This is a genomic window from Faecalimicrobium dakarense (genome assembly GCF_000499525.1).
GTDB lineage: Bacteria > Bacillota > Clostridia > Peptostreptococcales > Peptostreptococcaceae > Faecalimicrobium > Faecalimicrobium dakarense.
Map to the genome: position 1 here is coordinate 1 of NZ_HG529370.1, position 12,991 is coordinate 12,991.

12 protein-coding genes and 1 pseudogene are annotated in these 12,991 nt (G+C 26.8%); 3 read left to right on the forward strand and 10 right to left on the reverse strand.

The genetic code is table 11. From position 1 onward, the window contains the following. Positions 1-17: 17 nt before the first annotated feature. From BN899_RS12255 to BN899_RS12285, 7 genes are all read right to left on the reverse strand, one after another. A complete protein-coding gene (locus tag BN899_RS12255; RefSeq protein WP_042275768.1) occupies positions 18-200 on the reverse strand; it encodes a hypothetical protein in 183 nt (60 codons plus the stop codon). A 71-nt stretch (positions 201-271) separates the two neighbouring features. Then, a complete protein-coding gene (locus BN899_RS12260) occupies positions 272-1,972 on the reverse strand; it encodes an ABC transporter ATP-binding protein (RefSeq protein ID WP_042275770.1) in 1,701 nt (566 codons plus the stop codon). Positions 1,973-2,139: 167 nt separating this feature from the next. Then, the gene (locus BN899_RS12265; protein WP_042275772.1) at positions 2,140-3,093 is read right to left on the reverse strand and encodes a siderophore ABC transporter substrate-binding protein; all 954 of its coding nucleotides are present in this window, start codon (positions 3,091-3,093) and stop codon (positions 2,140-2,142) included. An 88-nt stretch (positions 3,094-3,181) separates the two neighbouring features. Beyond that, complete coding sequence (locus BN899_RS12270; protein ID WP_042275773.1) at positions 3,182-3,937, reverse strand: iron ABC transporter ATP-binding protein; 756 nt, start codon at positions 3,935-3,937, stop codon at positions 3,182-3,184. Further along, positions 3,938-4,891, reverse strand: coding sequence for an iron chelate uptake ABC transporter family permease subunit (locus BN899_RS12275; RefSeq protein WP_042275775.1), 954 nt, complete (start codon positions 4,889-4,891; stop codon positions 3,938-3,940). Then, a complete protein-coding gene (locus BN899_RS12280) occupies positions 4,881-5,834 on the reverse strand; it encodes an ABC transporter permease (RefSeq protein ID WP_042275776.1) in 954 nt (317 codons plus the stop codon). The genes BN899_RS12275 and BN899_RS12280 overlap by 11 nt, the downstream gene beginning before the upstream one ends. A 234-nt stretch (positions 5,835-6,068) precedes the next feature. Beyond that, positions 6,069-6,812, reverse strand: coding sequence for a hypothetical protein (locus BN899_RS12285; protein ID WP_042275778.1), 744 nt, complete (start codon positions 6,810-6,812; stop codon positions 6,069-6,071). Between the two features lie 316 nt (positions 6,813-7,128). Between BN899_RS12285 and BN899_RS12290 the strand changes: the two genes are divergently transcribed. Then, a complete protein-coding gene (locus BN899_RS12290; RefSeq protein ID WP_042275779.1) occupies positions 7,129-8,037 on the forward strand; it encodes a selenium metabolism-associated LysR family transcriptional regulator in 909 nt (302 codons plus the stop codon). A gap of 24 nt (positions 8,038-8,061) precedes the next feature. Here the strand turns inward: BN899_RS12290 and BN899_RS12295 are convergent, their stop codons facing one another. The 3 genes and pseudogenes from BN899_RS12295 to pdxR all read right to left on the reverse strand — a co-directional run bounded on the left by BN899_RS12295 (position 8,062) and on the right by pdxR (position 11,194). Then, complete coding sequence (locus BN899_RS12295) at positions 8,062-9,456, reverse strand: aminopeptidase (protein ID WP_042275780.1); 1,395 nt, start codon at positions 9,454-9,456, stop codon at positions 8,062-8,064. A gap of 36 nt (positions 9,457-9,492) precedes the next feature. Beyond that, positions 9,493-9,717, reverse strand: coding sequence for a DUF896 domain-containing protein (locus BN899_RS12300; RefSeq protein ID WP_042275781.1), 225 nt, complete (start codon positions 9,715-9,717; stop codon positions 9,493-9,495). Between the two features lie 56 nt (positions 9,718-9,773). Then, positions 9,774-11,194 (reverse strand): annotated as a pseudogene (gene pdxR / locus BN899_RS20850) (MocR-like pyridoxine biosynthesis transcription factor PdxR). A gap of 108 nt (positions 11,195-11,302) precedes the next feature. On the opposite strand from pdxR, the gene BN899_RS12310 reads away from it, so the two are divergent. Then, the gene (locus tag BN899_RS12310) at positions 11,303-12,097 is read left to right on the forward strand and encodes a histidinol-phosphatase HisJ family protein (protein WP_042275782.1); all 795 of its coding nucleotides are present in this window, start codon (positions 11,303-11,305) and stop codon (positions 12,095-12,097) included. A 50-nt stretch (positions 12,098-12,147) separates the two neighbouring features. Beyond that, positions 12,148-12,991 (forward strand): oligosaccharide flippase family protein (locus tag BN899_RS12315; protein WP_042275784.1); only part of this gene is annotated, 844 nt, incomplete at its 3' end.

Consider the following 12,991-nt stretch of genomic DNA (forward strand, 5'->3'; position numbering starts at 1 on the left):
TTCTTTTTTGTTGCTTATTAATCTTTCTTTTTTACTTTATGATATAGTTTTTCTGTTTTAGTTTTATTAGTTCCAGAGTCTTTTGCTCCAATTTTTTGACCATTCTCTATACCTATCTCTGATCCATGTTCAGAGTACATTTTTCTCAGCTCTGCATTAGATTTTGGTCTGTCTTTAAGTCTATTTTTATTATTGTCCATTTAAAATGCCTCCTATGAAACCCTTAGTTATGCACTTTTAATTTATCCAAATAAGACATTTAATATTCAATCTACTTTCTATGAAGTCTACTATAAACTCCATCTTTATTTATTAACTCTTCATGAGATCCTCTCTCTTCTATTCCTTTATCAGTTAAAACAATTATTTCATCAGCATTTTTTATAGTAGATAATCTATGTGCTACAACTAAATTAGTTCTATCTTTGCTTAGTTCTTCTAAAGATTCTTGTATCTCTCTTTCTGTAACATTATCTAGTGCTGAAGTTGCCTCATCTAAAATTATTATTGGAGGATTTTTTAAGAATATTCTAGATATAGATATTCTTTGTTTTTGTCCACCTGATAATTTAACTCCTCTTTCTCCAATATAAGTATCATATCCATCTGGAAGTGTTTCTATGAAATCATGTATTCTTGCTTTTTTAGCTGCATCTATAACTTCTTCATCACTAGCATTTGGATTACCACAAAGAATATTTTCTTTTATAGTTCCTGTAAATAAAAATACATCTTGTTGAACTACACCTATATTTTTTCTTAAAGATTTTAAACTTACATTTCTTATACTTTTACCATCTATTTTTATATCGCCTTGTTCAAATTCATAAAATCTTGGTATTAAGCTACATAAAGTAGTCTTCCCTCCTCCAGATGGACCGACTAGTGCTACAGTTTTTCCAGCCTCTATTGATAAACTTAATCCATTTAAAACTTGCGTTTCATCTTCATAAGTAAATGATACATTCTCTATTTCTATATCACCTTTTACATCTTTTAACTCAACTGGATTTTTAACTTCTTTTTCAGTCTCATGATTTACTATTTCATTAAATCTTTCAAATCCTGTCATACCACTTTGATATTGTTCTGTAAAGTTTATAAGTTTCTTTATTGGTTCTATAAACATTTTTACATATAGTATATAAGCTGCAAAATCACCTAATGTTATTCTTCCAAGATAAGTAAAATAACCTCCTGCAACAAGTGCTATAAGTTCTAATATATCCATAAATAAGTTCATACCTGAGAAATATTCAGCCATAACTTTATAAGCGCCTTCTCTTGCATGCTTAAATATGTTGTTACTTTGAGAGAATTTTTCTAATTCTTCATTTTCAGTACAGAAAGATTTAGTAACTTTCATACCTGCTATACTATTTTCTAAAGTTGCATTTACATCTCCTGTTTTTACTCTAGTTTCCATAAATGCATTGTTCATTTTCTTTCTTTGTGCTATTGCAAACCACAATACAAAAGGTAGTACTGCAAATATCATAAGAGTAAGTTCTACATTTACCCCTAATAAAATAGCAAAAGATCCTCCTAGCATTATAATAGAAATAAATAAATCCTCTGGGCCATGATGTGCTAATTCCGATACTTCCATTAAATCGTTTATTATTCTAGACATAGTAACCCCAGTCTTATTATTATCAAAATAAGTGTTAGGTAATTTTTGCAAATGTGTGAACACATAACTTCTCATATCAGCTTGCATTCTAACACCTACAACGTGTCCCCAGTACTGCATAAAATAATTTAACCCTGCTTTTAATATAAATATTCCTATAAGTACTATTGCAAATACTGCTAACATTTGTACATCTTTATTTGGTATAACTTCATCCATTATGTTTCTAGTTATCATAGGATAAACTAAGTTACATGTTGCAAATAAAAATGCTGCTAATAAATCTAATATAAATAGTTTTTTGTATGGTTTGTAATACTTTATAAATTCTTTTAGCATTTAGTTTCCTCCTGTCTTAATATAATAAAAATTCGCACTATTTAAATTCGCTTAAATAAATATTATATCATACCTAATTTAAAATATATTCATATAAATAATACTTTATAAATAAAGCAATATAAAAAGTACGGTAAAACCGTACTTTTTATTTATACCCAGTATTATTATTTATTAACTGCTTTCATAGCATCGTCTATCATTGTATTTAAAGAATTAAGTCCTCCATCATTTAGGTACCAAGTTGTTCCGTCTAAGTATATTATTTTATCATTTTTGAATGCATCCATAGATTTTACCATATCATTATTTAATGTTGACTTAGCTGATTCAGATTTACCAATAGCTACACCTCTATCTAAAACAAACATAACTTGAGGGTTTTGCTTAGCTAAATATTCAAAAGTAACATTTTGTCCATGAGTTGAATCATCTATATTTTGATCTTTACTCTTAAATCCAAATGATTGATATAATATACCAAATCTTGACTCTTCTCCATATACACTTAAGTTACCTTCATTTACCATAACTGTTAAAGCATTTATATCTTGTTCTTTAACTTTTTTATTTAACTCTTCTATTTTCTTTTCAGCTTTAGCAAATTCTTCTTTAGCTTTTTCTTCTACACCAAATATTTTAGCTACTGTATCTATATTTTTCTTAACTGATCCTAAGTAGTCTTTGTTGTCCTTATTTACACTTATTGTTGGAGCTATTTCAGATAATTGATCATAAAAATCAGCTTGTCTTCCACCTATTATTATTAAATCTGGATTTTGTGATTTTATACCTTCTAAATCTGGCTCTTTTAATGCACCTAAATCTGCATATTTTTTATCTTTATATTTTTCTAAAGACTCTGGTAAAGTTGCTTTTGGAAGCCCCACTACATTTTCAATTCCTAAAGCATCCATTGTATCTAATACAGAATAATCAAATACTACAACTTTTTTAGGATTTTTTACAACATCCGTCTCTCCTAAACTATGAACTATTTTCATACTAGCATTTGCCTCTAGCGCTGTATCTTGTGACTTTTTTTTATTCCCACCTAATGCAAATGCTCCTACTAGTCCTATTATTGCTACTCCAGCTATAATTGCTGCTTTTTTATTCATATCAATCTCTCCTTTTTATTAATATTTAAAATCATTCTCAATTAGTTTCTTTTTATAAGAGATTGCTACTTTGCAATCTCTATATTTTTTAGAAATAAACGCATATTCTATTTCCATTTATATTTTTTATGTCAAAGTCCATTTCATAAATATCTTCTAAAACTTCTCTTTGAACTATATCTTCTGTTGTTCCTACTTTTTCAATCTTTCCGTTTTTAAGTGCTACTATATTATCTGAGTAGCATGAAGCAAAGTTTATATCATGCATTACTAGAACTATAGTTTTACCTAATTCATCACAAAGATTTCTAAGGACCTTCATCATTTGAACAGAATGATTCATATCTAAATTATTTAATGGTTCATCAAGTAATATGTATTCTGTATCTTGTGCTATTACCATTGCTATATAAGCCCTTTGTCTTTGACCACCACTTAATTCATCTAAGTATTTATCTTGTATGTCAGTTAGTTTCATATACTCTATGGCTTCATCAATATATTTTTCATCTTCTTTAGTTAAGTTCCCTTCGCTATATGGGAATCTACCAAATCCAACTAATTCTCTTATTGTAAGCTTTAAAGTTATATTGTTAGATTGCTTAAGTATTGCTATTTTTTTTGCTAGTTCTTTACTTTCGTAACCTTCTAAACTCTTACCTTCTATTAAAACTTCTCCACCATCTCCAGATATAAGTCTAGTTACTATTGATAACACTGTACTTTTTCCTGCTCCATTTGGTCCTATAAAAGATGTAATTTTCCCTTTTTCTATATTAAAGGAAACATCATCTACGACATTTTTATTTTTATATTTTTTAAATATATTTTTTATTTCTATCATCTATTTACTCTCCTTTAATAATAGTTGTATAAAGTAAATCCCACCTATAAAGTTTATAATTACACTTAATGTTGTATTAAACTTAAATATATGTTGTACAAAGAACTGACCACCAATTAATGTAATCATACTAATTAAGGTTGCCCCTAATATTAAATAAGTATGTTTATATGTTTTAATACTTTCTCTTGCAATATTAGCAACTATTAAACCTAAAAATGTCATAGGACCAATAAGTGCTGTTGATATTGATACTAAAACAGATATTGCTATTATCATTTTCTTTACCAATTTATCATAATCTACACCTAGATTTATTGCTTGCTCTCTTCCTAAAGATAATACATCTAAATATTTTATATCATCATATATAAAAGGCATAATAGCAATAATCATTATCGCTGCAATTATAAGAATATCTGTATTCATATTATTTAAACTTGCCATCATCTTACTTTGTACAGCTAAAAATTCATTTGGATCTATCATAATTTGAATAAATGATGATGCACTTTTAAATAATGTTCCAAATATCATCCCTACTAGCAATAAGAAAAATATATTATTTTTTCCTTTTTCAAATAACACTTTGTACAATAACACAGAAGCTGCGATCATAATCAATACATTTATTATAAAATTATAATTTTTATTTATTATAAATGCACTTGTTGAACCAAATAAAAACGCTATTACAGTTTGAACTAATACATATAAAGAATCTAACCCTAGAACACTAGGTGTTAGTATTTGGTTATTAGTGATTGTTTGAAATACTACAGTAGTAAATGCTATACATCCTCCGCCTAAAGCTATTGCTATAAGTTTTGGTATTCTTTTAGACAAAGCATAGTCTAAATGGTTCATATCTATTCCATAACTTAGAAATAGTATTGCAAATACTAAGACTATTAATCCCATCATATATATTCTTTTGTTAATATTAAGCTTCATTTGCATTCCTCCTTAAAATCATATAAAGGAATGTTATACTTCCTATAACCCCAACTGTAAGTCCTATAGATATTTCATATGGATAGATAATTATTCTTCCAAGTATATCACATACAAGTACAAATATTGCCCCAAATAATCCTGTATGCCATATACTTTCTCTTATATTATCACCCATATATAATGATACAATGTTTGGAACTATAAGTCCTATATAAGGTATACTACCTGCTGTAACAACAACAGATACTGTTACTAAAGATACTATTATTAATCCTAAATTAACTACCTTTTTATAATTTAGCCCTAGATTTGTTGCAAAATCTTCACCCATTCCAGCAACTGTGAATCTATTTGCATAAACATAAGCTAATATAACAAGAGGTATTGTTATGTATAATATTTCATAATTTCCTTTAAGTATCATAGAAAAATCACCTTGCATCCATGCAGTTACATTCTGGCTCATATCGTACTTATAAGCTATAAAATCTGTCATAGCTCCTATTATATTACCAAACATTATACCTACTAATGGTACAAATATTATATTTTTGAATTGTAATTTTCCTATTATTTTCATAAACATAAATGTTCCTATAAGTGAAAATATAAATGATACTATAGTTTTCGTAAATATAGATGCACCTGGTATTGTTAACATACAAACTACTATACCTAACTGAGCTGCATCTATTGTGGCTCCTGTTGTAGGAGATACGAATTTATTTTTACTTACCTGTTGCATTATTAGACCTGCTATACTCATACCTAAACCTGCAACTAGTATACTTATTAACCTTGGTACTCTACTTATAAGAAATACCATAAGTTTATATTGATCTTTAGTAAATATATCCATTAAAGTTATATCCTGAGCTCCTATAAACAAGGAAATATAAGATAAAACTATTAGTGCTAAAATCAAGTACCTCTTTTTCATCATTCCTCCCAAAAAATTCCTTTTACTATGTATTTTTTAATTGATAATAATTATCACTTTATCTAAGTTTAACAATAACAATTATCATTGTCAATACTTAAATATTTTTCATTGATAAAAATTATCATTTAAAGTTGTATAAATAAATATACCCAGTTTTTGTAATCTATAACACTAATTGAAAATAATATTCAACAAATAAAAAAAGTTATAACATTTGTTATAACTTTTTATCTACTTATCATATAAATGACTTTTTACTACACTCATTGTTTTATCTGCACTAACTATATCAATTGATTCAATTAAATTATTTTTTTCATATATTGTTAATACATTTTTAAAACTGCCATCATTTTCTTTTAAGAAGTATCCTTTTATCTTTTCTTTTCTTTCTTTATCATAAGCTTCAAAATTAGCCGAATCTTCATCTAGTATACTATATAGTTCTTCTTTATCTTTATGGATGTAATTATTAAAATCTATATTTTTGAACTTTTCTATTGGCAATGTTGTTTTTTCATTATATTGGTCTACAATTATGTCTACATCTTTATTAATAGCTTCTGTTTCAATATCATAATCTGAAAATTCATAGGTCTGTACACCTACAACTTTGTAGTTACTAATTTCTATATATAATGCACTTCCGTCTAGTTTATTATTTGCTGTATATTTTGGATATATTAATCTCATATTGCTAGTTTTTACAACTTTATTAAGTTCATCCATAGTATTTGCACTTTCCATAATCTCAGCATCTATATAATACGTTGTACAATATGGAACCCCCATATTCTTAAGTACATAGTCATAATCCTTATTAATTATTTCATTTACATTGTTTTGAACTTTTGTCATAGTTTTTTGATGAGTTTCTTCATCTGCAATTTTACTTTCTTCTATATTATTTTTACTACATCCCGTAACAAACATTCCTATTAAAATAATACTATATATAGTCTTTTTTAAGTTCATTGATTAATCCTCCTTTCGTGAATTCCAATATCTCTTTTTAGATAACACTTGAAATATTTTCTATATCACAGAGTTTATGTTAACTGCCTTAGGTAAATTATATACTATTTAATAGACTTTAATAATATTTAAGGGTAATCTGTAATATTTTTGTAACAGAATGACTGGTTAACCTTAATTATTATATAAATTATTATATTTTGGAAATTATGCCTAAATTATTCCAATATTATAACAGATTGTATATAAATAATCAAAATTCTATATAGTTTATTGTATGCTATAATATAATCATTATAACAAAGGAGGATTTTTTATGGATTTTAAACAACTCGAAGTTTTTATTGCTGTAGCTAAACATCAAAGTTTCTCAAAGGCTGCTCGTGAATTATTTTTAACTCAACCAACAGTAAGTGCCCATATTCAAAACCTCGAAAGAGAATTAGATACTATTTTAGTAAATAGAAGCAATAAAAATATTACCTTAACTAAATCCGGAGAAATTCTTTATGAACATGCTATTAATATATTAAATAATTGCAAAAAAGCAGTCTATGATATAAAAGAATATTCAGGAAAAATAGAAGGAATTATTGATATTGCATGTAGTTCTATTCCAGAAACTTATGTATTACCTGAATTTCTAAGTAATTTTTCTAATACATATCCTGATGTAAAATTTACTATTAGCCATTATGATTCTCAATATGCTATATCTGAAATTTTAGATGAGAAAGTAAGTTTTGGGCTTGTCGGCTCAAAAATTAATAATCCTCAAATAGAATATTTAGATTTAATTGATGATGAACTTATTTTAATTACTCCATATGGCTTATCTATTGAAAATGAAAATGGTTATATCGATATAGATAAACTTTATAACCTTAAATTTATTATGAGAAAAGAAGGTTCAGGAACTCTTAGTCTGATTTTAAATACTCTAAAAAGTAATAATTTCAATATAGATAAATTAAATATAGCAGCTCATATAGAATCTAATGAATCTATTAAAGAAATGGTTAGCGTTGGTATTGGAGTATCTTTCATCTCTTATATCTCTGCCATAGATTTTATAAACTCTAAAAAACTAAACTTTTATAGAGTTAAAAATGTAGACTTCATAAGAAAGTTCTATTTCATATATTCTAAGAAAAAAACTTTTAATCCCTTAGAAAATAAATTTTTATATAGTTTATGTAATTATTTTAATATAAATAAGCCTTAAGATTTCTCTTAAGGCTTATTTATATTATATATTCATATTAAAAAAGGCTTTATATCCTTTATACATTTCATATATATCTACTTTTGAAACTATCTCATAAGGTGCATGCATATTTAATACTCCTACACCACAATCTATAACTTCAGCTCCATAGTTAGCCAGTATATATGCGATAGTTCCACCGCCACCTTGGTCTACTTTACCAAGTTCAGCAGTTTGCCATACTACATTAGCTTTATTAAATATTCTTCTTACTTCTGCCATAAATTCAGCATTAGCATCATTACATCCACCTTTTCCTCTAGATCCAGTGTACTTGCTTAATACTAATCCATTACCCATATAAGCAGAGTTTCTTTTTTCATAAGCATCTGCGTAATTAGGGTCATATCCAGCTGAAACGTCTGCAGATAATACTTTAGTGTTTGCCATAGCTCTTCTTACCTTCAAGTCGCAGTAATTACCTTCTAAAGCTATAAGTTCAGCTACTGCATTTTCAAAGAATTTAGATTGCATACCTGTATTTCCTTGAGACCCAACTTCCTCTTTATCAACACATAATGCAACTGCACAGTACTTTGGATTTTCTGTTTCAATTATTGATTTTACAGCAGCATAAGAACATACTCTATCATCATGGCCATAAGCTAGTACCATGGATCTATCAAATCCTAAATCACGAGCGCGGCCAGAAGGAACAACTTCTATTTCTGCACTTAAGAAATCTTCTCCAACCATACCATATTTATCATTTAGTATTTTTAATATATTTTGTTCTATAGCATCTTTTTCTTCACCTTCTAGTGGTATATGTCCAACTAATATATTTAATGATTCTCCAGTTACACCTTCAGAGAGTTTCTTTTGCATCTGATCTCCTGCTAAATGCGCTAATAAGTCAGTTATACAAAATACTGGATCATTTTCATCTTCTCCAATACAAATATCTACTTTTTTACCATCATTTAAAATTACTACTCCATGTATAGCAAGAGGTGTTACTGTCCATTGATATTTTTTTATCCCACCATAGTAGTGAGTTTTAAAAAATCCTAGATTAGCTTCTTGGTATAGTGGGTTTGGTTTTAAGTCTATTCTAGGAGCATCTAAATGAGCACCTATTACTTTCATTCCTTTTTCTAATGGATTTTTCCCCATTACAAATAAGGCAACAGATTTATCCTTATTTTCTGCATAAATTTTATCTCCTGAATTTATACTACCTTTTTGTATTGCTTCGTCTATTGATATGTATCCATTTTCTTTGGCTATTTTTACTATTTCCCTAGCTGAAGTTCTTTCAGTTTTTCCATTATCTAAAAATAGCTTATATCCATTAGCGTAAGACATTATGTCATCTAATTTATTGTTTTCTCTTTCTACTTCCCATGCATTTTTAAATTCATGCTTTAGTTTCATGGTACCCCTCCAAAACTATAATATATTTAAAACTAATTATATTATTTTACAATTAGTTTTTTTATTTTTCATATGTTCTTCATATTCTTCTGGTGATACAACTTTAACTTGATCTAATCTTGATCTAAAATGAGCTCTAAAGTTAGCTAAGTATTCTTTTCTTAATTCTTCTCTTTCTTTTATCTCTATTTCAGTTAAACCCTCAGTTTTATTTTTCTTCGCTAGTTCATTTATTCTATCTAATTTCTTTTGATCAAACATTTTGTCATCATACTCAAATAATTCTTTAAATTTGAGTATTCTCCTTTCCTATTTTCTTAATAAAATATTTTATTACTTTTTATATTTATATTGTTTTTATACTCTTTTAAAAATTCATCTAAATTATCATATATTATAGATATTCCCTTTTCTAAATCTTGTATACTTGACTTAGCTATATTTATCCTAAAAAATCTATCATCAAATATATTGTCAAAAAAATATGTTCCTGGAAGTATAGATACTCCTTTGTCTAGCATAAACTTTTCAAAATCTTGTGATAAGTACCCTCTAGGTAGTTCTAAAAAGAAATTTATGCCCCCATTTGAATTACTTATCTTTAATTTATCACTGAGTTTTTCATTTATCAACTTTTTTGCTAAATTATATTTTTGAGTATATATATTTTCTACACTTTCTAAATACTTGTCCCAGTCAAAGCATTCCATATAATAATACATTGATTTTTGAATAAGTCCTGGTGTTGATATATCTGAAGAATACTTTGCCCATAGTACTTTCTTTAAAAGTTCATTTGGTATCTCCACAATACCTATTCTAAGGCCAGGCATAAATATCTTAGAGAAACTTTTTATATATATAACTCTATTTTTATCATCATAACTTTTTAGTGGTCTATTATCATCTGAATCAAATTTAAAATCACTTATAAAGTCGTCTTCAACAATATAAAAGTCATATTCTTCTGCTAATTCTATAAGTTTTTCTTTTTATATGTAGTATATGATATGCCCGTAGGATTTTGAAAATTAGGCATAGTGTATATTAATTTAGGTTTTATTTTTTCTAGCTTTAATTTAAGTATACCAATATCAATTCCATCATCTAGCATTGGTATAGATATTATTTTTGCACCCCTGCTTTTAAATACTTGTATTGCTCCATTGTATGTTGGTTCTTCAACAAACACTACATCAGAATAATTAATAAGACCTTTACAAATAATATCAATCCCTTGTTGTGCTCCAGATATTATTTGAATATTTTCTTTACTAGTCTCTATACTTCTTTTTTTAAGATAATCAACTATTTTTTTTCTTAAATTATCATAGCCTAATCCTTCATCATATTCAAATATAGAGCTTCCTTCTTTGGCTAATGCCATATTTATAGCACTCTTAAAGTCTTCAATTGGAAACATTTCTGTAGATGGATTTCCACTATCAAAGTGTATTACTCCATCTTTATTTTTATAATCTTCTTCTTTCTCTACTTTAAGAACTGATGCAAATGTTCCACTTCCAATAGATTTATATACATATCCCTCATTTTCTAATAATTCATAGGCTTTAACTATAGTTGTATTATTTACACCTATGTATTTAGCTAATTTTCTTATTGGTGGTAATTTCTCATGCTCATTTATTTCTTTGGTTAATATCATTTGTTTTATATGATTGTATATTTGTAGATATTTTATAGTATTTTTATTCAATTCTATATTGTATTTTTCCATTTTATCACCACTTGTATTTTTCTTAATTCCTTGATGGTTATATTTATATTTGCTAATATGTAGTATGTATATATAATACCAAAATTTTAATGAAAAGGGGAAATATTTATGTTTTATGACTATCACATGCACTCTAGTTTCTCTAATGACAGCAAAACTGATATGGAGGATATGATAAAAAAATCTATAGATTTAGGTTTAAAAGAAATATGCTTTACAGACCATGTTGATTATGACCTTGATGCTGATGATGATTGGGGTATTGATTATAATAAGTATTTTGATAAAATAAGTTTTTTCCAAAATAAATACAGTGATAAAATTTCTATAAAGCAAGGTATAGAATTCGGTCTTCAAGAACAAATAATAGATAGATGTAGTAAAGAGGCAAATATGTATCCTTTTGACTTTATAATTTGTTCTATGCATGCTATAAATAGATCTGATTTATATTTTGGAAACTTTTTTAAAGATAAAACACAGCATGAAGCTTATGAAATATATTTTACAAAGCTTTATAATATTATAAAAAACTATAAAGATTATTCAGTTCTTGGTCATTTGGATTTAGTTAAAAGGTATGGTAACTATGATAAATTATTAGATGATAAATTATTTTCAGATATTATAGAAGCTATATTAAAACAAGCTATACACGATGGAAAAGGTATTGAAATAAACACATCTTGCTATAGATATAATCTTCCAGATTTAACACCTTCTAGATATATATTGAATATGTATAAAGATTTAGGAGGAGAAATTATAACTACAGGTTCAGACTCACACAACCCATCTCAAGTTTCATATCAATTTGACTACATATACTCATATTTAAAAGATATAGGATTTGAGTATGTTTGTAAATTTAACAAAATGAATCCAGAATTTATAAAGATATAATTATTTTTTCGCCCCCTTATGAATATATTTAAACATAAGGGGGTGATTTATTGAAGTTACCTAATCTCGTATTATCTACTATTACTTTATTTATATCTAATATAATAGTAAGGGCTCTTGGTTTTTTGTATAAAATATTTTTATCAAAATCAATTGGAGAAGCAGGCTTAGGTATATATCATATAATTTTTAACTTTTTAATGATTTGTTTAGCTTTCACTACTACAGGTATTCCCACTGCCCTTAGTTGCTTAGTTGCCAAGAAAAAGGCTTTAAATGATAAGCATAATAGTAATGTTCTTTTTATATCTACTTTGTATGTAGCATTTTTGGTTGCTTTAATTATTTCACTATTTATTGCTTTAAACGCTAATTTTTTATCCATTAAATTATTAAAGCACAATGATTTAGGCCTATTTATATTAGCAATTTGTCCTGCTATTGTTGTTATAACTCTATCTAATGTTCTTAGGGGATATTACTATGGTATTAAGGAAGTAGCTGTACCTGCCATTGGTCAAATTTTAGAACAAATTAGTAAAATTATATTTGTTTTTTTAATTATAATGTATATAAATAATAAGTCTTTAAACTGCTATATTGCACTTTTAGGTATCTCCGTTGGTGAAGCAGTAAACATACTTTATATAAGTATTCGCCTTTATAAAAATTCTAATCTTTATAATAGATACACTATTAATATTAAAGATTTTTATAATTCGTCTATGGAAACAATTAAGCTTTCTATACCCATAACTTGTAATCGTATGTCAAATATATTACTTCACTCAATTAGTTCAATGATTGTTCCATCTAGACTTGTATTATCTGGCATCTCATACCATAAATCATTAAGTATGTATGGTGTTATAAGCGGAATGGTTATGCCTTTTG

Coding starts and splice junctions, on each gene's coding strand:
- BN899_RS12255 (WP_042275768.1), bottom strand. CDS start 200: ATGGACAATAATAAAAATAGACTTAAAGACAGACCAAAATCTAATGCA.
- BN899_RS12260 (WP_042275770.1), bottom strand. CDS start 1,972: ATGCTAAAAGAATTTATAAAGTATTACAAACCATACAAAAAACTATTT.
- BN899_RS12265 (WP_042275772.1), bottom strand. CDS start 3,093: ATGAATAAAAAAGCAGCAATTATAGCTGGAGTAGCAATAATAGGACTA.
- BN899_RS12270 (WP_042275773.1), bottom strand. CDS start 3,937: ATGATAGAAATAAAAAATATATTTAAAAAATATAAAAATAAAAATGTC.
- BN899_RS12275 (WP_042275775.1), bottom strand. CDS start 4,891: ATGAAGCTTAATATTAACAAAAGAATATATATGATGGGATTAATAGTC.
- BN899_RS12280 (WP_042275776.1), bottom strand. CDS start 5,834: ATGAAAAAGAGGTACTTGATTTTAGCACTAATAGTTTTATCTTATATT.
- BN899_RS12285 (WP_042275778.1), bottom strand. CDS start 6,812: ATGAACTTAAAAAAGACTATATATAGTATTATTTTAATAGGAATGTTT.
- BN899_RS12290 (WP_042275779.1), top strand. CDS start 7,129: ATGGATTTTAAACAACTCGAAGTTTTTATTGCTGTAGCTAAACATCAA.
- BN899_RS12295 (WP_042275780.1), bottom strand. CDS start 9,456: ATGAAACTAAAGCATGAATTTAAAAATGCATGGGAAGTAGAAAGAGAA.
- BN899_RS12300 (WP_042275781.1), bottom strand. CDS start 9,717: ATGTTTGATCAAAAGAAATTAGATAGAATAAATGAACTAGCGAAGAAA.
- BN899_RS12310 (WP_042275782.1), top strand. CDS start 11,303: ATGTTTTATGACTATCACATGCACTCTAGTTTCTCTAATGACAGCAAA.